Annotated in this window: 18 protein-coding genes; 11 read left to right on the forward strand and 7 right to left on the reverse strand. The window is 56.9% G+C overall.

Going from position 1 to position 23,377, the window contains the following annotated elements:
• Nucleotides 1-74 precede the first annotated feature (74 nt).
• The 5 genes from HBN68_RS01500 (at nucleotide 75) to epsC (ending at nucleotide 7,297) form a co-directional block, all read left to right on the forward strand.
• On the forward strand, nucleotides 75-1,415 hold the full coding sequence (locus tag HBN68_RS01500) for a hemolysin family protein (protein ID WP_169962283.1): 1,341 nt from the start codon (nucleotides 75-77) through the stop codon (nucleotides 1,413-1,415).
• A gap of 221 nt (nucleotides 1,416-1,636) precedes the next feature.
• Entirely contained in the window at nucleotides 1,637-2,944 is a 1,308-nt protein-coding gene (locus tag HBN68_RS01505; RefSeq protein ID WP_094991725.1) for a CitMHS family transporter, read from the forward strand.
• Between the two features lie 207 nt (nucleotides 2,945-3,151).
• Complete coding sequence (locus HBN68_RS01510; protein ID WP_169962285.1) at nucleotides 3,152-4,810, forward strand: Na/Pi cotransporter family protein; 1,659 nt, start codon at nucleotides 3,152-3,154, stop codon at nucleotides 4,808-4,810.
• A gap of 81 nt (nucleotides 4,811-4,891) precedes the next feature.
• Complete coding sequence (locus tag HBN68_RS01515; protein ID WP_169962287.1) at nucleotides 4,892-6,274, forward strand: pitrilysin family protein; 1,383 nt, start codon at nucleotides 4,892-4,894, stop codon at nucleotides 6,272-6,274.
• A 96-nt stretch (nucleotides 6,275-6,370) separates the two neighbouring features.
• Nucleotides 6,371-7,297, forward strand: a complete 927-nt coding sequence (gene epsC / locus HBN68_RS01520; RefSeq protein ID WP_169962289.1) for a serine O-acetyltransferase EpsC — start codon at nucleotides 6,371-6,373, stop codon at nucleotides 7,295-7,297.
• A gap of 60 nt (nucleotides 7,298-7,357) precedes the next feature.
• Here epsC and HBN68_RS01525 read toward each other — a convergent pair whose 3' ends face one another.
• The 6 genes from HBN68_RS01525 to ssuE all read right to left on the reverse strand — a co-directional run bounded on the left by HBN68_RS01525 (nucleotide 7,358) and on the right by ssuE (nucleotide 12,052).
• Nucleotides 7,358-7,573, reverse strand: a complete 216-nt coding sequence (locus tag HBN68_RS01525; RefSeq protein WP_003444581.1) for a TOBE domain-containing protein — start codon at nucleotides 7,571-7,573, stop codon at nucleotides 7,358-7,360.
• A gap of 35 nt (nucleotides 7,574-7,608) precedes the next feature.
• Nucleotides 7,609-8,415: an aliphatic sulfonates ABC transporter ATP-binding protein gene (gene ssuB, locus HBN68_RS01530; RefSeq protein WP_169962291.1), complete on the reverse strand. Its 807-nt coding sequence runs from the start codon at nucleotides 8,413-8,415 to the stop codon at nucleotides 7,609-7,611.
• Nucleotides 8,412-9,218, reverse strand: coding sequence for an aliphatic sulfonate ABC transporter permease SsuC (ssuC, locus tag HBN68_RS01535; protein WP_094991730.1), 807 nt, complete (start codon nucleotides 9,216-9,218; stop codon nucleotides 8,412-8,414). Before ssuC ends, ssuB begins: the two co-directional genes overlap by 4 nt.
• Nucleotides 9,219-9,225: 7 nt before the next feature.
• Nucleotides 9,226-10,374, reverse strand: coding sequence for an FMNH2-dependent alkanesulfonate monooxygenase (ssuD, locus tag HBN68_RS01540; protein ID WP_094991731.1), 1,149 nt, complete (start codon nucleotides 10,372-10,374; stop codon nucleotides 9,226-9,228).
• 31 nt (nucleotides 10,375-10,405) lie between these two features.
• Nucleotides 10,406-11,371: a sulfonate ABC transporter substrate-binding protein gene (locus HBN68_RS01545; RefSeq protein ID WP_169962294.1), complete on the reverse strand. Its 966-nt coding sequence runs from the start codon at nucleotides 11,369-11,371 to the stop codon at nucleotides 10,406-10,408.
• A gap of 87 nt (nucleotides 11,372-11,458) precedes the next feature.
• Complete coding sequence (gene ssuE, locus HBN68_RS01550) at nucleotides 11,459-12,052, reverse strand: NADPH-dependent FMN reductase (RefSeq protein ID WP_169962296.1); 594 nt, start codon at nucleotides 12,050-12,052, stop codon at nucleotides 11,459-11,461.
• A gap of 315 nt (nucleotides 12,053-12,367) precedes the next feature.
• On the opposite strand from ssuE, the gene HBN68_RS01555 reads away from it, so the two are divergent.
• Together HBN68_RS01555 and HBN68_RS01560 are read left to right on the forward strand one after the other, a co-directional pair.
• Nucleotides 12,368-16,720 carry a DUF6543 domain-containing protein gene (locus tag HBN68_RS01555; protein ID WP_169962298.1) on the forward strand — a complete coding sequence of 1,451 codons (4,353 nt, stop codon included), beginning with the start codon at nucleotides 12,368-12,370 and terminating at the stop codon, nucleotides 16,718-16,720.
• Nucleotides 16,677-17,708 carry a hypothetical protein gene (locus HBN68_RS01560; protein WP_169962300.1) on the forward strand — a complete coding sequence of 344 codons (1,032 nt, stop codon included), beginning with the start codon at nucleotides 16,677-16,679 and terminating at the stop codon, nucleotides 17,706-17,708. The genes HBN68_RS01555 and HBN68_RS01560 overlap by 44 nt, the downstream gene beginning before the upstream one ends.
• Before the next feature lie 263 nt (nucleotides 17,709-17,971).
• On the opposite strand, the gene HBN68_RS01565 is transcribed toward HBN68_RS01560, so the two are convergent.
• Nucleotides 17,972-19,336 carry an OprD family porin gene (locus HBN68_RS01565; RefSeq protein ID WP_169962302.1) on the reverse strand — a complete coding sequence of 455 codons (1,365 nt, stop codon included), beginning with the start codon at nucleotides 19,334-19,336 and terminating at the stop codon, nucleotides 17,972-17,974.
• Between the two features lie 496 nt (nucleotides 19,337-19,832).
• Here HBN68_RS01565 and tauA point away from each other — a divergent pair, with 496 nt between their 5' ends.
• The 4 genes from tauA to tauD are packed head-to-tail and all read left to right on the forward strand — an operon-like array spanning nucleotide 19,833 to nucleotide 23,360.
• Nucleotides 19,833-20,813 (forward strand): taurine ABC transporter substrate-binding protein, encoded by a 981-nt coding sequence (tauA, locus tag HBN68_RS01570; RefSeq protein ID WP_169962305.1) that lies wholly within the window; start codon nucleotides 19,833-19,835, stop codon nucleotides 20,811-20,813.
• A gap of 27 nt (nucleotides 20,814-20,840) precedes the next feature.
• Nucleotides 20,841-21,635 carry a taurine ABC transporter ATP-binding subunit gene (gene tauB, locus HBN68_RS01575; protein WP_169962307.1) on the forward strand — a complete coding sequence of 265 codons (795 nt, stop codon included), beginning with the start codon at nucleotides 20,841-20,843 and terminating at the stop codon, nucleotides 21,633-21,635.
• Nucleotides 21,632-22,471 (forward strand): taurine ABC transporter permease TauC, encoded by an 840-nt coding sequence (gene tauC, locus HBN68_RS01580; protein WP_169962309.1) that lies wholly within the window; start codon nucleotides 21,632-21,634, stop codon nucleotides 22,469-22,471. The genes tauB and tauC overlap by 4 nt, the downstream gene beginning before the upstream one ends.
• A gap of 55 nt (nucleotides 22,472-22,526) precedes the next feature.
• Entirely contained in the window at nucleotides 22,527-23,360 is an 834-nt protein-coding gene (gene tauD, locus HBN68_RS01585) for a taurine dioxygenase (RefSeq protein WP_094991739.1), read from the forward strand.
• Nucleotides 23,361-23,377: the final 17 nt, after the last annotated feature.

The raw sequence follows: 23,377 nt of genomic DNA on the forward strand, positions 1-23,377 counted from the left end.
GCTTGCCATGTGCCTGCCCTTCAGGCACTTGACCTTTCCCTTTTTTGAAACAACGGAACCATTAAAACTCCATCATGGACCCTTCCCCTGGCTTGACCCTCGCCACACTGTTCGCCGATTTCGGCATGATTCTTTTTGCACTGATCCTGGTTTTGCTCAACGGCTTCTTCGTTGCGGCGGAATTTGCCATGGTCAAACTGCGCTCAACCCGGGTCGAAGCCATTGCCGACCAGAACGGCTGGCGCGGACGCATCCTGCGCACCGTTCATAGTCAGCTCGACGCCTACCTGTCGGCGTGTCAGTTGGGTATCACGCTGGCCTCGTTGGGCCTGGGCTGGGTCGGTGAACCTGCGTTCGCACACCTGCTTGAGCCGCTCCTCAGCGCGATGGGCGTGGAGTCGGCCGAAGTGGTCAAGGGTGTGTCGTTCTTCACCGCCTTCTTCATCATTTCGTACCTGCACATCGTGGTCGGCGAACTGGCCCCCAAATCCTGGGCCATTCGCAAACCCGAGGCGCTGTCGCTGTGGACCGCTGTGCCGCTGTACCTGTTCTACTGGGCCATGTACCCCGCCATTTACCTGCTCAATGCCAGCGCCAACGCGATTTTGCGCATTGCCGGCCAGGGTGAACCGGGCGCGCACCACGACCACGCCTACAGCCGCGAAGAACTCAAACTGATCCTGCACTCCAGCCGGGGTCAAGACCCGAGTGACCAAGGCATGCGGGTATTGGCGTCGGCCGTGGAAATGGGTGAGCTGGAAGTGGTCGACTGGGCCAACTCCCGTGAAGACCTCGTAACCCTAGATTCCAAGGCGCCGCTCAAAGAAATCCTCGCGCTGTTCCGTCGCCACAAGTACAGCCGTTACCCGGTCTACGATGCAGAAACCAACACCTTCGTCGGTTTGCTGCACATCAAAGATCTGCTGCTGGAACTGGCTGACCTCGACCACTTGCCCGAGACGTTCAACCTCGAAGAATTGACCCGACCTCTGGAGCGCGTTTCGCGGCACATGCCGCTGTCACAGTTGCTGGAACAGTTTCGCAAGGGTGGCGCGCACTTCGCACTGGTGGAAGAAGCTGACGGCAAAGTCGTGGGCTACCTGACCATGGAAGACGTGCTTGAAGTGCTGGTGGGCGACATTCAGGACGAACACCGCAAGGCCGAACGCGGCATTCTTTCGTACCAGCCCGGCAAACTGCTGGTGCGGGGCGACACGCCGCTGTTCAAGATCGAACGCCTGCTGGGGGTCGATCTTGACCACGTCGAAGCCGAAACCGTGGCGGGCTTGATCTACGACACCCTCAAGCGCGTGCCGGAAGAAGAAGAACTGCTGGAAGTCGAAGGCTTGCGCATCATCATCAAAAAGATGAAAGGACCGAAAATCGTCCTGGCCAAAGTCCTCAAGCTGGACTGAAGCCATACCTGTTGTCGCTGACGCGCCGCTTTGCCGCGTCAGCGACAACAACCTCTGTTGCCCATAACATCCCACCCTTCAGTAATTTCTGCCCGGCGAAAGCTGGCTGAAAGCATTCCCCTCTAGCATCGCGTCACTCCCGGCAAAAGACCGGCAGGCCAGAGCAGCGGCCCAATCCGCTCTCAGCGCCCACTCGACAACAATAAGAATGGTGACTGTTTATGCTGACCTTCCTTGGCTTTGCCATGGTCATTACGTTCATGTACCTGATCATGACCAAACGTCTGTCCGCCCTGATCGCGTTGATTCTGGTCCCGATCCTGTTTGCGATCTTTGGCGGTTTTGCACCGAAGATCGGCCCCATGATGCTCGAAGGCATTACCAAGCTGGCCCCGACCGGGGTGATGCTGATGTTTGCCATTCTGTATTTCGCCCTGATGATCGACTCCGGCCTGTTCGACCCGGCCGTGCGCAAGATCCTCAAACTGGTCAAGGGCGACCCGCTGAAGATCAGCGTCGGCACGGCCGTACTGGCATTGGTGGTGTCGCTGGATGGCGACGGTGCCACCACCTACATGATTTGCGTGGCGGCGATGCTGCCGCTGTACAAGCGCATCGGCATGAGCCCGCGCATCATGGCCGGGCTGATTATTCTGGCCGGCGGGGTGATGAACATGACGCCCTGGGGCGGGCCGACTGCGCGGGCCGCCAGTGCGCTGCACGTCGATCCCTCTGACATTTTTGTGCCCATGATCCCGGCCATGCTCGCGGGCTGTGCCACCATTCTGGTCATAGCCTGGTGCTACGGCCTGCGCGAGCGCGCGCGCCTGGGTCAGTTGCAGGTTCAGGGCGACGACGTGGATCACAGCGAAATCAGCGTGTCGCAATTCCCCGATGCGCGCCGTCCCAAGCTGATCTGGTTCAACGGTGCTCTGACCTTGGCGTTGATGATTACGCTGATCGCCGGTTTGTTGCCGCTGCCCGTCCTGTTCATGGTCGCGTTCAGTATCGCGATGATCGTCAACTACCCTTGCCTGCAACAGCAAAAAGACCGGGTCGCCGCCCATGCAGGCAGTGTGCTGGCGGTGGTAGGGCTGATTTTCGCGGCAGGTATTTTCACCGGCATCCTCTCCGGCACCGGCATGGTGGATGCCATGTCGAAAAGCTTGCTGGCCGTCATTCCCCCGGCGCTGGGGCCATACCTGGCAGTCATCACCGCACTGGTGAGCCTGCCGTTCACCTTCTTCATGTCCAACGATGCGTTCTACTACGGCGTGTTGCCAGTCCTGGCCGAAGCCGCGAGCCATTACGGCATCACTGCGGTCGAAATGGCCCGCGCCTCGATTGTCGGCCAGCCCGTGCACTTGCTCAGCCCCTTGGTGCCCTCCACGTACCTGCTGGTGGCGCTGGCCGGTATCGAGTTTGGCGATCACCAGCGTTTCACCCTCAAATGGGCGGTTCTGGTGTGCATGGGCATTCTGCTGGCCGCCTTACTGCTCGGCACCTTCCCGCTGTACAGCACGCTATAACGCCTGCCCCCGTCAGAGGCTGTTCAGGACAGCAGCCTCTAACAAGGCGTTTTCGTACAAGTGTTGCAGAAATGTTTCAACCCTCTGCCAGCTATGCGATGCTGGCGTTCTGCTTATTTGCCGACTACAGCTTAAGAAACAACTGTAGGAGCTGGCCGCAGCCCTTTGATCCGGCCCTTCAGGGCATCCATCGCACAGGGAGCCTGCATGCTGACCCTGCTTAATCTGCTTTCCGCCGTGACCCTGTTGATCTGGGGCACGCACATTGTTCGGACCGGCATTCTGCGGGTCTACGGTACAAACCTGCGCCACGTGATCGGGCAAAACGTCTCCAAGCGCATGCTGGCGTTTGTCGCCGGTATCGTGGTGACAGCCATGGTGCAGAGCAGCAATGCCACCGCCATGCTCGTCACCTCCTTTGTCGACCAGGGTTTGATGGCGCTCACGCCTGCCTTGGCGACGATGCTGGGGGCCGACGTCGGGACGGCCCTGATGGCCCGGGTGCTGACGTTCGACCTGTCATGGCTGTCGCCCCTGCTGATTTTCCTTGGCGTGATCTTCTTCCTCTCGCGCAAACAGACCCGTGCCGGGCAACTGGGACGCGTCGGCATTGGCTTGGGCTTGATCATTCTCGCCTTGCAGTTGATCGTCGAAGCGGCAGCGCCCATCACGCAAGCGCAAGGCGTAAAGGTGATCTTCGCCTCACTGACCGGCGACATCTTGCTCGATGCCTTAATCGGCGCCTTGTTCGCGATGATTTCTTACTCCAGCCTGGCCGCTGTGCTGCTCACGGCCACATTGGCTGGCGCCGGGGTCATCAGCTTGCCCGTTGCAGTGGGGCTGGTGATTGGCGCCAATATCGGCAGCGGCGTCCTGGCATTTCTCAGTACCAGCATGCAAAACGCTGCCGGGCGGCAGGTCGCGCTCGGAAGCCTGTTGTACAAACTGATCGGCTTGCTGCTGATTATCCCGGTGCTCGACCCGCTGGTGGCGTGGATGGACAGCCTCAGCTACAGCGCCCAAGAACTCGTGATCGGCTTTCACCTGCTCTACAACACGGCGCGTTGCTTCCTGATGCTGCCCACGGTCGGGCCGATGGCGCGGGTTTGCGCATGGCTCTTGCCCGAGCGAGAAAACGCCAACGGCGCCGTCAAACCCCGTCATCTCGACCCGACGGCACTGGAAACACCGAGCCTTGCGCTGGCCAACGCAGTACGTGAAACCCTGCGCATCGGTGACCTGATCGACAACATGCTGGTCAACATGCTGGACGTGCTGCGCGGCAAGCAAACCGCCATCACTCAGGAGATGCGCACCCTGGCCGATGATGTCGAAGTGCTCTACAGCGCGGTGAAACTCTATCTGGCGCAAATGCCCCGTGAAGACCTTGGCGAGCAAGACAGCCGCCGCTGGGCCGAAATCATCGAACTGGCGATCAACCTCAAGCTGGCCAGTGACCTCATCGAACGCATGTTGCGCAAAGTGCAACAACAGAAAACCTCGAAGCGTCGGGCGTTTTCCGAAGACGGGCTGGAAGAACTGACCGGCCTGCACACCCAGTTGATCGACAACCTGCGGTTGGGGCTGACGGTATTCCTGACCGGCGACCCGCAAAGCGCACGGCAATTACTGCGTGAGAAACGCCGTTTCCGCGCGCAGGAACGTCGACTGGCGCACGCTCACGTCAGCCGTTTACAGCGCAAAATCACCCAAAGCATCGAAACCAGCTCCATGCACCTGGAACTGATCGCCGACATGCAGCGCCTTAATTCACTGTTTTGCGCCAGTGCCTACGTGGTGCTTGAAACCTCTGAAACCGGCGCACTGCTGCTGGACGAGATGACCGATACCCACCATTCGCCTTGAACGTTGCACGAACCACTGTTGTCAGTCTTTAGAACCCGCATCGACGGCATCACACACCCGACAGGGATTCAGGGATTTTTTATGCGTTGCCTGCTGTTCATCTGCCTGCTGCTCGGCGCAGCCCAGAGCTTTGCCCTTGATCGTTCCAGCGTTGAGGGCTACCAACTGGCCAACGGCCTGCAACTGATCCTCAAACCCACCAGTGACCGCGGACACGTGTCGATCCGGTTGGTAGTGGGGGTGGGGCTGGATGATTTCAGCTGTGCCGACCAACAACTGCCGCACCTGCTTGAACACATGTTGTTCAGCGGCACCGATGACTCGGGCGAAGGCGGCCTTGAAGAACGCATGCAGGCGCTGGGTGGCGAGTGGAACGCCTTCACTAGCCATGCCGACACCACGTTCGTGATCGAAGCGCCCGCGAAGAATCAGCGCAAGGTGCTTGATCTTTTACTGAGCCTGTTGACCCAGACCCAACTCACCGATCAGCGGATCGCTGCCGCCAAGCAGGTGGTCGAACGCGAAGACGGCGGCCATTATTCGCACTTGCAGCGCTGGCTGGATCGTCAGGATCTGGGCCATAGCGCGAGCAATCAACTGGCGGTCGAACTCGGCCTTAAATGCGCCGAACGCGCGCCCGTACACAACCTCACCCGCGGACAACTCGAAGGTGTGCGCAAGGATTGGTATGCGCCCAACAACATGACGCTGATCGTCGTCGGCGAACTTGACCGCTTGCTGCCGGCCTATCTGGAACGCACCTATGGCGCGCTGGAAGCCGTTGAGCCCAGCGACCACAAGCCCTTGGCCGACATTGATGCCAAAGCCGATGCCGAACGCGTTTTACTGCGCGGTGTGGTGGGTGACACCGCCAAGTTGCACTGGTTGCTGCCAGAACCGGTGATCGCCGGGCAAAGCGACGAAACCTGGAACCTGCTGCGCGACTATCTGGAGTGGGCGCTGTACAGCGAACTGCGGCTCAAGCATGGCCTGTCTTATGGGCCGTGGTCAGAGCGCGAAGTGTTTGGCGGGGTGGGCTTCCTGAGCCTGAACGCCGACCTTGAACGTGACGATGTCGAACAGGCGCAACAGGTGATGTCGCAACTCAAAGCCCACTTGCTCAAGAACGGCCTCGACCCGCAGCGCTTCGCCCGCCTCAAGCAAGCCGCCATCGCGCGCCAGGCATGGGCGGTTCAGGGCAACAGCGCGCTGGCCGACTATTACTGGAGCGCGCTGGGCGATTACGATGAAAGCCGCTTTGCCGACCCGGCCAAGCACTTGCAGACGGTAACGCTTGAAGACGCCAATCATGCGTTGCGCCAGTTGTTCGCAGAGCCGGGCTATGTGCGCATCGAGAAGCCGCTGTTCAGCTACAACGGCTTGAGCGTGGCCATTGTGGCAGCGCTGGTGCTGCTGGTTTTGATAGCGCTGGGCTGGCGCATTTGGCGCCATCGTCATCATTAATCGCGTAATTGTCTAAAACCGACATCCCTTGATACCGTAAAATCATTGCCATTTCGCGGCCGGTCACTCCGGCTGCCAGCGTGCGGAGTATTCATCGTGAGCGAGCGTTCCAACCCTTGGCAATTGCAAACCATCGTCGGCCAGTTACGCACCGCGCGTAACCAGTGGCGCACGCAAAACGGGCGTGTCAGTGGCGAGTTGGGCGGTCGCGAGTTGCCGTCGCGGGCTGCGATGGCCGAGATTCTGGAAGCGTTGTGCGGTGCATTGTTCCCGATGCGCCTGGGCCCGGTGGACTTGCGCGAAGAAAGCGAAGACTTCTACGTCGGTCACACGCTCGACGTAGCCCTTAACGCCTTGCTCGCGCAGGCGCGTCTGGAGTTACGCTACGCCGCGCGCCAAAGCGGCCAGCCCGATGATGGCGTCGATGCCACGGCCACCCTGCTGATTCAGGATTTCGCCCTGGCGCTGCCGGGCCTGCGCACCCTGCTCGACACCGACGTTCTGGCCGCCTACCACGGCGACCCGGCAGCCCGCAGCGTGGATGAAGTGCTGCTGTGCTATCCGGGCATTCTGGCGGTGATTCATCACCGTCTGGCGCACCATCTGTATCGCGCGGGCTTGCCGCTGCTGGCACGCATCAGCGCGGAAATCGCCCACTCGGCCACCGGCATCGACATCCACCCCGGCGCGCAGATTGGCCGCAGCTTCTTTATTGATCACGGGACAGGCGTGGTGATTGGAGAAACCGCGATCATCGGTGAGCGGGTCAGGATTTATCAGGCCGTTACCCTGGGCGCCAAGCGCTTCCCGGCGGACGAGTCCGGGCAGTTGCAAAAAGGCCACCCGCGTCACCCGATTGTCGAAGACGACGTGGTGATTTACGCCGGGGCGACGATCCTGGGCCGCATCACCATCGGTCAGGGCTCGACCATCGGCGGCAACGTCTGGTTGACCCGCAGCGTACCGGCCGGTTGCAACCTGACCCAAGCCAACCTGCAACACGACGACGGCACCCAGAAATAACAACGCCCACAAAAAACCCCGAAGGGCTCACGCCCTTCAGGGTTGTGGATAACCCACGCATTACAACTTGGCGATCGACACTTCCGTGGATTTCACGAAGGCGATGACTTCGCTGCCCACCACCAGTTCCAGCTCTTTGACCGAGCGGGTGGTGATGACCGAGGTAACGATCCCGGACGCGGTTTGCACGTCGATTTCAGACAACACGTCCCCCAGTACGATTTCCTTGATGTGGCCTTTGAACTGGTTACGCACGTTGATGGCTTTGATGGTCATGGTGTCGATTCCTGTCTTGGGATAAAAAACGGAGGTTATTGCGCCCAACGCAATTGTGTGGGCAGCGGTGCAACGGGTTCCGGTTCGGGCGGCGAACCGGGTAAAGCCAGTACACGGTTGAGCACTTCGGTTTCCAGCGCCGCCAACCGATGCGAACCGCGCGCCCGAGGGCGCGGCAACGCGATGGTGAGGTCGAGCCCAACGGCGCCGTCTTCGATCAAAATCACGCGGTCGGCAATGGCCACGGCTTCGCTGACGTCGTGGGTCACCAGCAACACAGTGAAGCCATGCTGGCGCCACAAACGTTCAATCAACTGCTGCATCTCGATGCGGGTCAGGGCATCCAGCGCACCCAACGGTTCGTCCAGCAGCAACAAACGCGGCTGGTGAATCAGCGCGCGGGCCAAGGCCACACGCTGTTTTTGCCCGCCCGACAGCGCTGCCGGCCACTCGTGGGCTCGTTCGGCAAGGCCGACTTCTTCCAGCGCATTAAGGGCCTTGGAGCGCCAGTCCCCTTTAAGCCCCAGACCGACGTTATCGATGACCTTTTTCCACGGCAGCAAACGCGCTTCCTGGAACATCAGGCGTGTGTCGTCATGGGCCTCTTGCAGCGGCGCACTGCCCGCCAGCAGTTCACCGCCGGTAGGTTGGTCGAGCCCGGCGATCAGCCGCATCAGCGTACTTTTGCCGCAGCCGCTGCGGCCCACCACGGCCACAAACTGACCGGCCGGAATGTGTAAATCGATGTCGCGCAGTACCTGACGTTCGCCAAACGCTTTGTGCAGGCCATTGATCGCCAACGGGATGCCCTGACGCAAACGCGGAGGTTGTTGAGCTGTCATGCTGCACCGCCTTTAACCACTTGGTACGCCGGGTGCCAACGCAACCAGACGCGCTCCAGCCCACGGGCCGCGCTGTCGGCCAATTTGCCGAGCACCGCGTACAAAACAATCGCCAGCACCACCACGTCAGTTTGCAAAAACTCGCGGGCATTCATCGCCAGATAGCCAATGCCGGAGCTGGCAGAGATGGTTTCAGCCACGATCAAAGTCAGCCACATAAAGCCCAGCGCAAAACGCACACCCACCAAAATCGAGGGCAAGGCGCCCGGTAAAATCACTTGCCAAAATAGGCTGAAGCCGGACAAGCCGTAACTGCGCGCCATTTCGACCAACGCCGGGTCCACGTTGCGGATGCCGTGATAGGTGTTGAGGTAAATCGGGAACAACGTGCCCAACGCGACCAAAAAGACCTTGGCTGACTCGTCGATCCCGAACCACAGAATCACCAGCGGAATCAGCGCCAGATGCGGCACGTTGCGGATCATCTGCACCGAGCTGTCGAGCAGGCGCTCGCCCCACTTCGACAGGCCCGTGACGAAACCCAATGCCAGGCCGATGCTGCCGCCGATCACAAACCCAAGCCCGGCGCGCCAGCCGCTGATGGCGAGGTGTTTCCAAATCTCGCCACTGCGCACCAATTCGACCCCGGCTGCGATCACGGCACTGGGCGCTGGCAGAATCCGCGTCGACAACCAGCCCGCCGACACTGACAATTGCCACACCGCCAGCAGCAACACGGGCAAGACCCACGGAGCCAGGCTGTGACCGACATTATTGAGGCGCGAAGCCTTCACCGTACTCATGCTGGCCTCAGCTCTGCGACGCGGCTTTGGGAAGAATGTCGTTGGCCACCATCTCGCCAAACGGGCTCACGTAACCGGCACTTTTAGGCAACTCGGGGCGCTCGACATCGAGGTGTGGGAACAGCAATTCCGCCACCCGATACGACTCTTCCAGGTGCGGATAACCCGAAAAAATGAACGTATCGATGCCCAGATCGGCGTATTCCTTGACCCGTGCAGCCACGGTAGGGCCATCGCCGACCAGCGCCGTGCCGGCACCGCCACGCACCAACCCCACACCCGCCCACAGGTTGGGGCTCACTTCAAGGTTGTCACGGCTGCCGCCATGCAAGGCGGCCATGCGCTGCTGACCCACCGAGTCGAACCGCGACAGCGATGCCTGCGCGCGGGCGATGGTGTCGTCGTCCAGATGGGAAATCAGTTTGTCAGCGGCTTTCCAGGCTTCTTCGTTGGTTTCACGCACGATCACGTGCAGGCGAATCCCGAAGCGTACGCTGCGGCCATGCTGGGCGGCCTTGGCGCGCACCTGCTCGATTTTCTGCGCGACAGCCGCGGGCGGCTCGCCCCAGGTCAGCACCATCTCGACCTGTTCAGCAGCCAAGTCCTGGGCCGCTTCCGAGGAGCCACCGAAGTACAGCGGCGGACGCGGCTGCTGAATCGGTGGATAGAGCAGCTTGGCGCCTTTGACGCTGATGTGCTGACCGTCGTAATCCACCGTTTCGCCTTCCAGCACACGGCGCCAGATGCGGGTGAATTCGACCGACGCCTGATAACGCTCCTCATGGCTGAGGAACAGGCCGTCACCGGCCAATTCTTCCGGGTCTCCACCGGTCACCAGATTGAACAGCGCACGCCCACCGGACAAACGATCCAGGGTCGCGGCCTGACGAGCCGCCACGGTCGGGGACACAATGCCGGGGCGCAGCGCCACGAGGAATTTCAAGCGCTGGGTCACCGGGATCAGCGATGCGGCCACCAGCCATGAGTCTTCGCAGGAACGGCCGGTGGGAATCAACACACCACCGAAACCCAGACGGTCTGCCGCTTGTGCCACTTGTTGCAAGTACCCGTAGTCAACAGCACGGGCGCCTTCGGAGGTGCCAAGGTAATGGCCATCACCGTGGGTAGGCAGGAACCAGAAAATATTGAGGCTCATGGAGTGGTCTCCTAAATGGGTACGGCAAACGTTAGAGGGCGTTGGCCACAGCGGCCGGGGGCGTCCAGATCACGTCTTTGACCACCAGCGGCTTGGGAATCAGCTTGAGCTGGTGAAACGTGTCCGCAATTTTTTGCTGCGCATTGACCACTTCCGGGGTCAGAAACTGCGCGCCATAGCCTTGGCGCTTGACGGCCGTCAGCGTGATTTCAGGCGACAACCCCAACAGCGGCGCTACTTGTTGAGTCACCTCTTCAGGGTTGGCCTTGGCCCAGTCCCCGATGTTGCGCACCTCATCCACCAACACTTCGATCACCTTGGGGTGCTGTTCGGCGTAGGGCTTGGTGGCCAGATAGAACTGATGGTTGTCCGCAATACCGCTGGCATCGCGCAACGTGCGGGCTTGCAACTGTTGCTCGGCCGCTGCCTGGTACGGGTCCCAGATTACCCAGGCATCGACACTGCCGCGCTCGAACGCGGCACGCGCATCCGCCGGGGGCAGAAAGACCGTCTGGATGTCGGTGTAATGAAGGCCTGCGTCTTCCAGTGCCCGTACCAACAGGTAGTGGACGTTAGAGCCTTTGTTGAGCACGACTTTTTTGCCCTTGAGGTCTTTCACCGAGGTGATTGGTGAATCCTTGGGCACCAGAATCGCTTCACTGGTGGGGGCCGGGGGCTCGTAGGCGACATACAGCAGATCGGCGCCCGCGGCCTGGGCAAACACGGGTGGCGTTTCGCCCGTCACGCCAAAGTCGATCGACCCGACGTTCAAGCCTTCCAGCAATTGCGGGCCGCCGGGGAATTCAGTCCATTGAACGTCAACGCCTTGTTCGGCCAGACGCTTTTCCAGCGTGCCTTTGGCCTTGAGCAGCATCAGCGTGCCGTATTTCTGATAGCCAATGCGCAGGGCATCCGCTTGAGCTTCCAACACAACGCCGAAGGACACAGCCGCAGCAAACAGTGCGACCAGACCTCGACGCAAAATGACAGGGCGCATGGCGCTCTCCTTTTGTTTTTCGAGATTCAGATAGCACCTGCCGAGCCGTTAGCGGATCAGTAAGGTGGGACTACATAAGAGGGTGTTTCAAATGCTCCAGCGAGCCGTCACCAAGCGTTCGTTGAGGATGTTCGGGTCCAGCGGTTTAGGGCGACGCGCCAGCGCGGAGTAAAACTGCTCCAGCGACTCGTTCAGCCGTTGTTCCAGCACGGGTGCCAACTGCGGCTGGGCGCTGCCTTCGCCGTAAGCAATCTGGCTGTCATCGGCAAAAATGCCGTGCAGCATTTCCTGTGCCTTGAGCGCCGACAGCACGGGCTTGAGCGCGTAATCCACGGCCAGCATGTGAGCGATGCTGCCCCCCGTGGCAATCGGCAATACCACTTTGTGGCTCAGCGCCCGCTCAGGCAGCAAATCGAGCACAGTTTTCAAGGCACCGCTGAAAGACGCCTTGTACACCGGCGTCGCGATGACCAGCCCGTCGGCGTTTTCGATCTGTTGCAACAAGTCGATGATCTTGGGGCTATCGAATCGCGCATGCAGCAAATCTTCAGCCGGAAAATCACGCACCTGATAGCTCACCACTTCGACGCCTTGCTGGTTGAGCCAGTGTTTGGCGCGATCCAGCAACACCCCGGAACGGGATCGTTGGCTTGGGCTTCCTCCGAGTGTCACGACCAGCATCTAGAGAATTCCTTGCATGAATGTGTGCAAATCGCCGTCAGCGTTTTCGCTTGGGTAGGCAGACCATAACAGGCGATTTTTATATCCATAAATCATATTTATTCATTTGTTTATTCTTTTTAAGCATATATCTGGGCGCCTTTACCGATCCTCACAGGGGATATACCTGCCACCAAGAGAATCGCCTACGCGCCAGCTGGACAATGACTGTATGTACCACCTATGCGCGTCGCACCTGGCTTAGCGTCCATCACTGGAATGGCCTCCCGTCTTCACCCCCCCCACGAGGGCCATTAACAGCATGGAGTGACGCATATGAGTAACACCGACTCGACTGTTTTTTATTCAGAAACCGCCCTCAAAAGCCTGTATGAAATAAGTTTGGATAAGGCAGTTGAAGACGTTGAAATAACGAGCGATGAGCGTGACATGTACAAGAGAGTGGCCGTGACGCTCGGATCGGAACGCAGCCAAGGACCTGCTCCTGTGTTCGTAAGCAACATCATGATCAATGGCACCGGACACGACCCCGCCCAGTTAAGAGGCATGTTTGTCGTGTCGTCAGCCCACACTGATAACACCGCTTACTTATTATTTACGGTCGCCCACGGGGTGAGTCGATACGACTCCTGGAGCACGCTCAATTTCTACCTCGTTAACAGCCTTCTCGATCAGGCTTCGGACTTATTGCCCTGTATCCCCTTGCCGCTACGCCATTTAGGGGGGGGCCAATTTTCAGGATCATTTAGCAGACGTCTGATCGCAGACGATGTCTTCGCAACGACCAGCGTTTATTACGAATTTGGCATTCAAGCCGACAGTGAATATTTATTGAAGGCGCTTGCTGAGGTCCCTTCACTTCGATCGGTGGCTCGTACTCAGCTTCAAACTGGCCTGACACAACAATACGAATACTCTAAAAAAAAGCACTCTTTATGCGGCCCTGACCACGGCGGGCCACAGGTGCAGGAGACAAGCCCTGAAGTTGATTATGTGCTGGCACACTACTGCAAACATTCAGGACGCGAGCAATGGGGCATAGAACTCTCATCCCCTGCGGCCTGCAGTGGTGATGCGCTGATACGAGCCAGTCAGGATAAAGCCGACATGATCCGCTGGCTGATGGAAATCAAAAAAAACCTGGCCAATGATTTATTCAATGCCATTGAGGCGCACTGGCAACATGGAAAACCTGACCGCTCTGACCTTGGCAGTTACATAGAACACGCCCTGCGAGACCGCTTCATCAATGAGCTGCTACAGGCCAGGCACCTCGGGTATGTAACGCAGGCAGAGCTTGTCAGGCTATACCGTTACGCGAATGGTCACAGCGACGATACGTTGGTATTGACCTCTGTGCTTATTGAAACGCCTCAAGACTATTTACTTGAAGTCGTAGGTTGGTACTGCATTCACCTTGGCGATCAAAATACCAAAGTGTGTGCCATGACTGATGCCGGCTTGCAATGGTTTGACAATACCTCTGAGCTCCTGGAGTACCTTGAAGAGCGGCTGACGCTCAGAGCACTTAAACACACGGCTGAAGAAGGCCCAGGCACCTTGCCGGACCCCGTGTCCCGGTACATGTTTCATAGAGACCGGGATCGATTAAATAACCTCACAACACTTAAAGTGCTTTTCATCACACAAACAAGTGGCCTGTATCAAAGACTCCCACAGACCTTACTCAGCAAGATGCATTCTGACACCACCTATCTAAGCAATTGGTACAGCACTCACTTTTTACCCCCGCTGGGGTTTACGCTCTCAGACGCCGCCAGCCATGTACATGCATTACTAGATGACGCGTTGGATATCCGCGCACTAATTAACCCAGCCCTCACCAAACTTAATACGACTCAACGCTGGAGCAGCCAACCCTCAATTGCAGACACCGGCATCGAGGCAGGCGAATATTTTTTAACCCGGGAAATGAAATCAGGCGACATCATCAAACACAAGCTGACCACGCTAAGCGAAGGCATTGATGCATTTGTAGACACGCTGCCCACTCTGGAATCAGCGGCCTACCACCAGTTGTTTCATGCATGGAGAAAAAAAGAAGGCAGTGAGCTTGACCTGCACAGGATCACGGTTGTAACCCAAGCAACTGCAGACCGGCCTGCCACGTCACGCTCAATCATTGATACATTGCTGGAACATGTGACCCGCTATCATCAACTCCCTACTGACTATCGTGATGTGTCATTTACCGAGCGCATGGATGATACCGCCGCCTCATTCAAGATACCGGAGATCAAAAGTAAAAAACTGTATGACCTTGTGCTGATAGAAGGAAAACACTTTTACTTAAATACGCTCGCTTATTGTAAAAAAAGCTTAACTGACAATAAGAATCCTCAAACGCACCAAAACAGAAAGACAATGGCTCAGTTTAAAGCCGACTTATTATGGGGAGAAGGCTATCACTACTTCCGTTACAGCACGCAGTTATCGGTGCATGATGCAGGCTGCATCTCAGCACTCAGCGCACATCGCCAGCGCGACCAGCGCCAAACGTATTATTACTTTGCACCTGATGTGTACAGCGTCTCTGTGTATTCACCCGCTCAGGAAATAAGCGCCCTGTTAGCGGATTGTTTTGTCATCACCGAACACGGTGGCCTTCAATCAGAATGCGCTGGCCACGCCATTTTATGGACCCCAAGCCGAAGATTCGAAGCCTTTCAAAACCTCGCGGCATGTCAGCAAGCACTGCGTGCTCGTTTGGCGCACCGGATAGACCATCTTGAATTAACCAACTGCATGCACAGCCTCAACCGGGCGTCTGTCAGTGCTCAACGGGAAAGACTGCTTATCGAGGAACGTCCGTTATTTGAATTTGAGTTGCTGACGGGCGATTACCTTGAAGACCTCGCCACACAATCACTTGATCAACACACCACGGATATTCAACAGACGCTGGCAAACGCCATGGAGTCCAACTATTCCAGTGAAACGTTCAAGAGTGCTATGCAGGCCTACCTTGAGCGCATTCGCGCAGGCTTTAATATCCCGGGTTTTTTATTGGAAGTAGAAACGGCCATTTTCCAAAGGAAGCTGCCCGCTGTTTTAAAAGATGCGACAACCCAGGAACACTATGAATACGCGCTGATTCTGGAGCGTTACCAGGCGGTTTATCAGGGCGAGCAGGATTATTTATACGGTGTGCCGGACTTAACCGGTTTTGCCCGTAAGGCGCTCAATGAAACCCTGAGCAAAGACTTCCCTCAGCAGGCACTCGACTCGACGCATATCCGCGTGAAAACCCTGGGCCCCTCGTGGATTGTCAAAGTGACGACCCCCGCCAGCGAAACGCCTGTTCAAACGTTTAACCTCACGGACTATGTGTTGACCGGACTGGCCGCGCCTCCCGGGAAAATCGAACTCAGCGCACCTGATGCCACCCCATTGCCCCCTGGGTTGAATGAGCCTTACATCAAAGAGAAATTGCTAGCGCTGGACATACACATTGCCTATCAAACACTGCTCAAAGACGCGTTAGCCCCTGATCAGCCCGAGTATCAGAAGCGCTTCAAGCTGTTCAGCCAACAGTTACCTGCACAAACGCTCGAAAGTGCATTCATGGGCAAACTTTCAGGCGTATTGAGCGAGACAGCGTACCGCTATGTAGAGCATGTTCTGAGCTTTCCCGACGCCCTGGCGCGACCTCCTTGTCAGGACACCCCGCTTATCATCCGCCCCCTGCAACTATGCGCCTCAGACTCAGCGACACCTGACCCTGTCAAAGGGATGTATTTAATCGGCCCCACAGACATAACCCAGGGACCGCTCATTGTATGGACCACGTACAGTCAGTCCATGATGTTCAAAGAATTCCAAAACGAAGCCGGTTTAATCGCAGCGCTCACAACCCATGAATCGCTTCAGGCAGAAGTGTTAAAGCGAGTGCCTCAATATGAACGCAGCAAGTATGAGAATGGGGGCTTCAGTAATCCTCACGTCACCTTCATCACACGTTTTATTCCCAGTCTCGATCTGATTGCGCAAGGGCCGGTCAGTCTTTCAAACGCCCCGATTCTGGAAAATTATCTGCCTCGGCTGTACCGTGAAAATCTGGATTTCCTGTTGGCAATGGCCGCAACACCCACTGGCATTGTCGAGACGTCCGATGCGGAGTGGTTCAATCAACTCATTTCGTTGGGAATGTCTACCGTACTGCCGTCTTACGTACCGGCCAGATTGAGCATTCCTGTCATGATTTTGCAAACGTTCGGGCTGGTGAGGGAAGCCATTAAAGCAGGCGAGCAGGGGTATTGGGGTCAGGCCATCAGTGATTTCGTTATTGCGTTCATGTTGGTTGCATCTGAGGTCTACACGCGCTCCAGGAAACCAACGGGTACGCCCTGGGTTTCACCTTTTGTCCCGCCTCTTGTCAGCGGCCCGGAAGACAGAATAACCGCTGCATTAAGCATTGCCCGTTACAACAGTGAACAGATCTCATTGTTGGACCCCTACATTGACCACACCGTCTCATTGAAGGATTTAAGCCTTGACCGGGCGACCGGGGTTTATCAAAACACAACGTCGAACAATCACTATATTGTCATGAGGGGTAAGGTGTACCCGGTCAACTTAATTGCCCAGCGCTGGCGAATCAAGATTGACGCGCAGCGCGAAGGCCCCGCGCTGGCGAATCAAGATTGACGCGCAGCGCGAAGGCCCCGCGCTAAAACTCAACTCGTTACAACGCTGGGAATTGGACCTGCGAGAACCCCTATTGGGTGGCGGACCGGTATTCTCGCGAGTACATGAACCCATTGGTGACAGCAGCTTTCCTATTGAAATTGTCGGCATGCCGCTGATGTTTGCCTTGCGCCCTGATAAAGCCGCCGCGATTGTGTTAGCCCACGAAACAGCGGTCAGTTATTTAACTGAAGCGTCCAAAGTATTAAAACAAATCGACAGAGACAACCGTCAATACGCACCGTTGGCCCAATGGTTAAAAAATCACCTGGGCATAAATAATTTGCGCCATGCCCACATTGATAAACTCGCCTCTGCAGTGTCCGCTATTCTTGGCCGCCTATTGAAACGGTCCATGAACCCTCTGACTTCATTGCGGTATGTCTCGGGGAAGAAATCGTCTCGCGAGAGCCTGCGCGTCGCCTTTGTTCATCGGCAGGACGAGGTGAAATACATCTATTTAGATGACAACTTCTTTCAACCGGTTATCTCCCCCTACGGGCCCGACCCTTTAACGGGCATTAAAAAAACCATCCCGCCTTTTAACATAGATAATCACTGGCGCGCGGTCACGCTCATCCATGAAGTGTCACATCAAGTCGTTAACACAGAAGACATCGCTTACTTAAACTCTAGTTTCCCCTTCCCTGAACTGTTTGAATCACGCACTGCCAATGAGCGTGCCATCTTTAATATCATCTACGACCTGCACAATAAAACACTGTCTAATTCGACACCGCGCAATGAGTTGTTCAGTCAAATCACAGATTCGGGGACAAACAGCATTCTCAAACAAACCGGTAAGGCGACGCTGAACCAAGCCAAGGATGAGTTCATCACTAACCCGACCCAAAGGGTGAATATTATCCTCTCGAATGCGGACTCATTAGCAATGATCATCGCCCGGTTGGGCGGAAAGATAGATCAATATGTGCCCGTTAATCCTTGAGCCGCTGGATGTCACGGGTCTTGCCCCCTCAGTGACCCAGAAAGAATAACGAGCGATGTTTGTAGGTCTGTATCGAATATTAAAAACTGTTTCATTGGACGCGCCAAAGCACCGGGTCCACTCTGGGCTCAGGTTTAGGCAAGGGGAGCGGCAGGGAGCTGCGACTATTCATGTGTTGCGAATTGATCGCTTTGGTCTTCGGTAAACACCCTGCCCGGCATTGCGCCGGGCAGGATTTTTCTTACCTTTGCGCTACGCCCGAATTACAGCAACGGGATCGAGTAGCTGACGATCAAACGGTTTTCGTCCTGATCGCGCTGGCCTGGAATGTCATTGCGCCACATCGCGTTTTTCCACATGACGCCCACGTTTTTCAACGGACCTTCTTGCACGACGTAGGCCACTGTAATATCACGCTCCCACTCTGAACGACCTGAACCCGTGACCTTACCCACATTAGGGGCAGAGCTGCCCACTGTGTCGATGTTATCCCCACGAAGATAAACCGCGCCCGCTGTCAGACCCGGAATACCAACTTTTGCAAAATCGTACGAGTAGCGTGCTTGCCAGGTGCGCTCGCCGGCACGGGCGAACTTCTGGATCTGCATGTCGGTAATGGTGTAGTTGGACGAACCGTCGCCTTGGTTAAGCCATGGAAAGTCGCTGCTGCCGTTGCTCACCTGATAGCCGCCACCGAAGGTGTGACCTTCAACCGTGTATAGGAATAATCCACTGTAAAGATTGTTATCTACCTTGCCGCGACCACCGCTGGAACCGCGGTAATCACCAGAGCTGTAATAGGAAGAATCACTACCGTTCTTGCCATCGTCAGTGCTGTGGAAGTAGCGAAGATCGGACTTCAAAACGCCAGGGCCGATAGCCCAATTATGGGTAAGACCTAAAAAGTGCTGCTTATAAAAATCTTTCAGATTCCCGTAGTAATACTGAACCAGCAGGTCTTTGTTGATTTTGTAGTCAGCCCCGCCATACAGGAATTTGTTGCTGAACTCGCCAGTGCGAGCATTGTTCGCTCCTGCGATAGACATTTCTTCATTGTTGCTGGAGTTACGGCCTTTAACGTGCTCGATCTGACCACCGATCAGGGTCAAATCCTTGAACTCGTTGGAGGTAATCTGGCCACCTTCAAAGGTCTGTGGCAACAGACGACCATCGTTATAAGAGATGACCGGCAGTTTCGGCATGAGCGTGCCGTAACGCAGTTCGGTTTGGGAAATTTTGGCTTTGGCAGTCAGGCCCAGGCTGGAGAAGTCATTGACTGCACGACCATCGCTGTCGGTCGGAAACACCGTACCGCCGTAGCTAGAGCTGCTCGGGTTGCCATGGCGGCCTCTCCCGGAATCTAGGCGAACGCCCAATAGACCAATAGCGTCAACACCAAAACCAACTGTGCCTTGGGTAAAACCCGAGGTGAAGTCCAACTGGAAGCCTTGGCCCCATTCTTCTTGGTAGCTAGCGTTCTTGGGGGTGCCCGAATCACGGTTATCGTTATTGATGTAGAAGTTACGCAGTTTCAGCGTTGCCTTGCTGTCTTCGATGAAGCCGGCAGCGTTCGCTTGTTGTGCCAACAAACCTACGGCCACAGCCACGGCCAAGGTGGACTTGTTCATTGTCTTGCTCCTTTGCTTTTCTAATTTTTGTAGTTCTTTAGCCCGAGATCTGACGCCTCGGTACTACAGATGCGCGATTAGCGCCAGACAGTGACTGACAAGTCAATCGTAACTTTTCGTGTCTACGACCTTTGTCTAGTCTTCTGCGATTTGTGCGTAGGGTAATGGCTTTCTGTTAAACCCAAAAAGAATTATTTCTGAAATTCTCAGATCAAACAGCTATATAAGCGACTTTTCCTACGCACAGGTGAAGGGATGCTATCGGCCTTTGGTCTAATTTCTAAATAGATATTTATGAAATTTTTAAGTCGGTTTTCATCTAAGGCGACGAGCGGGTCAGTGCCCCGTGTAAAAACCGGATCAGTTTTATTGGACGCCCTGAAGGCGGCAGGAAGAACTTCATAAGCTAATGCTTAAAAGTTATTTATTTAGCCATTCTTAGATCATTTAACCTCGCTTTCTGCCGATATCCGGCCGCCTGTCGAGGAGCTTCATCGTGAAACTGTATTCTCCCCTACGCCTTCTGGCTGCTTTGTCCCTGGCAACTGCAAGCTTCTTCGCACAGGCTGCCACGGATGTCACTGTTGCCTACCAAACCACCGTAGACCCTGCAAAAGTTGCTCAGGCAGACGGCGCCTACGAGAAAGCCACCGACGCCAATATCAAGTGGCGCAAATTTGATAACGGCGCATACATCATTGCCGCTATCGCTTCGGGCGATGTGCAAATCGGCTACCTGGGCTCAAGCCCGTTGACCGCTGCGATCACCCGTAACGTCCCGGTCGAGACCTTTTTGATTGCCACCCAGATTGGGGGTGCCGAAGCGTTGGTAGCGCGCGATGGCTCAGGCATTAATAGCCCGCAGGATTTGGTCGGTAAGAAAGTTGCCGTGCCGTTTGTATCGACAGGCCACTACAGCCTGCTGGCCGCGTTGAAGCATTGGAATATCGACCCGTCGAAGGTGACGATTCTGAACCTCGCGCCGCCCGCCATTATTGCCGCCTGGAAGCGAGGTGACATCGACGCCACCTACGTGTGGGACCCGGCTCTGGGCACCGCCAAGGAAAACGGCAAGGTGCTGATCACCTCGGGTGAGTTGAGCCAATTCGGTGCACCGACGTTTGATGCGTGGATCGTGCGCAAAGATTTCGCCGCCAAACACCCTGAGGTCGTCAAAGCCTTCGCCAAAGTGACACTGGATGCTTATGCCGACTATCACAAAGACCCAAAAGCCTGGCTGGCCAAGCAGAGCAATATCGACAAGCTGGTGAAGCTGTCAGGCGCCAAGGCGGCTGATATCCCGTTGCTGCTGCAAGGCAATGTGTACCCGCTAGCCACCGATCAGGCGGTCTTGCTCGGGGCGCCAACCACCAAAGCATTGGCTGACACGGCGGCCTTCCTTAAAGAGCAAGGCAAGGTGGACGCCGTGCTGCCTGATTACGCACCGGCGGTGAACGCCAGCTACATCGCTCAATAACTCACGCTTTTTCAGGAGTCGCCCGACATGGCCTTGTTATCACTGGAGCGCATCAGCGCACAGTACCCGGGGGCTGCCGAGCCGGTACTGTCGGATATTTCCGTCAGCCTTGGCCCGCAGCAACTGCTGGTCGCACTCGGCCCGTCGGGCAGCGGCAAAACATCGTTGCTGAACCTGATTGCAGGCTTTGTCGAACCCAGCGGTGGACGCATCACCCTGGATGGCGCGCCCGTGCATGGCCCAAGTGCCGAGCGCGGAGTGGTATTTCAGGATGACGTGTTGCTGCCGTGGCAAGACGTGCTGGCCAACGTGGCGTTCGGTCTTGAACTGGCAGGCATGGCCCGTGATAAACGCGAAAGCCGCGCCCGCGAAATGCTCGACCTGGTGGATTTGTCTGGCTTTGAAAAACGCCGGGTGTGGGAGCTATCGGGTGGTCAGAAACAGCGCGTGGGGCTTGCCCGCGCCTTGGCGGCCGACCCTCGCCTGCTGCTGATGGACGAGCCGTTTGGCGCCCTCGACGCCTTCACCCGCGAGCAAATGCAGGAGCTGTTACTGCAAGTGTGCCGACGCACCGCCAAACCGGTGTTTCTGATTACCCACGACATCGAAGAAGCCGTGTTTCTGGCCACCGACCTGATCCTGCTGGCGCCCAATCCGGGCCGCATTGTCGAGCGCCTGACACTGGACTTCGGTCAGCGTTATACCGCTGGCGAGTCCGCCCGCGCCATCAAGTCAGACCCCCGTTTCATTGAAACCCGCGAACACGTGCTTGAGCGGGTGTTTTCACAACGCGGCGCCGCCCAGCGGCAGGAGCGCGCATGAGCAGTTATGAATTGGTGAACGACGCCTCCCCGACCGCCGTGGCTCACGCGCAGCGCCCGGTCAAACGTCAATTGAGCACGCGCTGGATCAGCGTATTGACACTTCTCACGCTAATCGCTGCCTGGTGGGCCGTGACGGCTGCGGGTTTGATTGAGCCGCTGTTTTTGCCACCGCCGTCTGCGGTGTTGGAAAAAGGCGGGTTGCTGGTCACTTCGGGGTACATGGATTCCACCTTATGGCAGCACTTGGGTGCGAGCTTGAGTCGCATTGGGTTGGGCCTGGGTTTTGCCATTCTCACTGCAATTCCGGTGGGCATTGCAATTGGTCATAACCGCATTGCGCGGGGGATTTTCGACCCGCTTATCGAGTTCTATCGTCCGATCCCTCCTTTGGCTTACTTGCCGCTGATCGTGATCTGGTGCGGCATCGGTGAGCTGTCGAAAGTGTTGCTGATTTACCTCGCGATTTTCGCGCCGATTGCAATTGCCACCGCCACCGGCGTGCGCAATGTTGACCCGGCCAAAGTGCGTGCCGCGCAGTCACTGGGCGCTACCCGTTGGCAACTGATTCGGCATGTGATCTTGCCCAGCGCCCTGCCCGACATTCTGACCGGCGTGCGCATTGGCCTGGGCGTCGGCTGGTCCACATTGGTGGCTGCCGAGTTAATCGCCGCCACCAGCGGTCTTGGTTTCATGGTGCAGTCGGCCGCGCAATTTCTGGTCACTGACGTGGTGGTGCTGGGAATTCTGGTAATTGCCATCATCGCCTTTGCCATGGAGATGGGCCTGCGCGCCCTGCAACGCAAGCTGGTGCCGTGGCACGGCCAGGCTCACTAACTGTTTCGAACTAACACGACGCTGATCAATCGGCGCGCTGATGAAGAGAATGACCATGAGCCTGACCCTTACCCCGATTAGCACTGCCCTTGGCGCGCAGATTGAAGGCGTTGACCTGACTCAGCCGCTGAGCGTCGAACAACGCGAAGCCATTGAGCAGGCGCTGCTCAAGCATCAAGTGATCTTCTTCAAAAATCAGTCGATCAACCCGCAGCAACAAGCGCGATTCGCGGCCAATTTCGGCGATCTGCATATACATCCGATTTACCCGAATATCCCCGAGCAGCCTGAAGTGCTGGTGCTGGACACCGCCGTGACGGACGTGCGCGACAATGCCGTGTGGCACACCGACGTCACTTTCTTGCCCACGCCTGCGATGGGCGCGGTGTTGAGCGCCAAGCAATTGCCCGCTTTTGGTGGCGACACCTTGTGGGCCAGTGGAATTGCAGCGTTTGAGGGGTTGTCCGCACCCTTGCAGCAGCTGCTGGACGGGCTGACGGCGACCCACGATTTCACCAAGTCGTTCCCGCTGGAGCGCTTTGGCTCGACCCCGGAAGACTTTGCACGCTGGGACCAGACGCGCAAAAACAACCCGCCCCTGTCGCACCCGGTTGTTCGCACACACCCAGTGAGCGGCCGTAAGTCGTTGTTCGTCAACGAGGGCTTTACCACACGCATCAATGAGCTTTCTGAAGCTGAAAGCGATGCCATCCTCACGCTGTTGTTTGCCCATGCCACTCGCCCTGAGTACACCATTCGCTGGCGCTGGCAGGAAAACGACGTCGCCTTTTGGGACAACCGTGTGACCCAGCACTACGCCGTGGATGACTACCGTCCGAATCGCCGCGTGATGCACCGCGCCACCATTCTGGGCGATGCACCGTTTTGAAGTGATGGACGCAGACA

The organism is Pseudomonas sp. WS 5078, assembly GCF_012985745.1.
Taxonomy (GTDB): domain Bacteria; phylum Pseudomonadota; class Gammaproteobacteria; order Pseudomonadales; family Pseudomonadaceae; genus Aquipseudomonas; species Aquipseudomonas lundensis_A.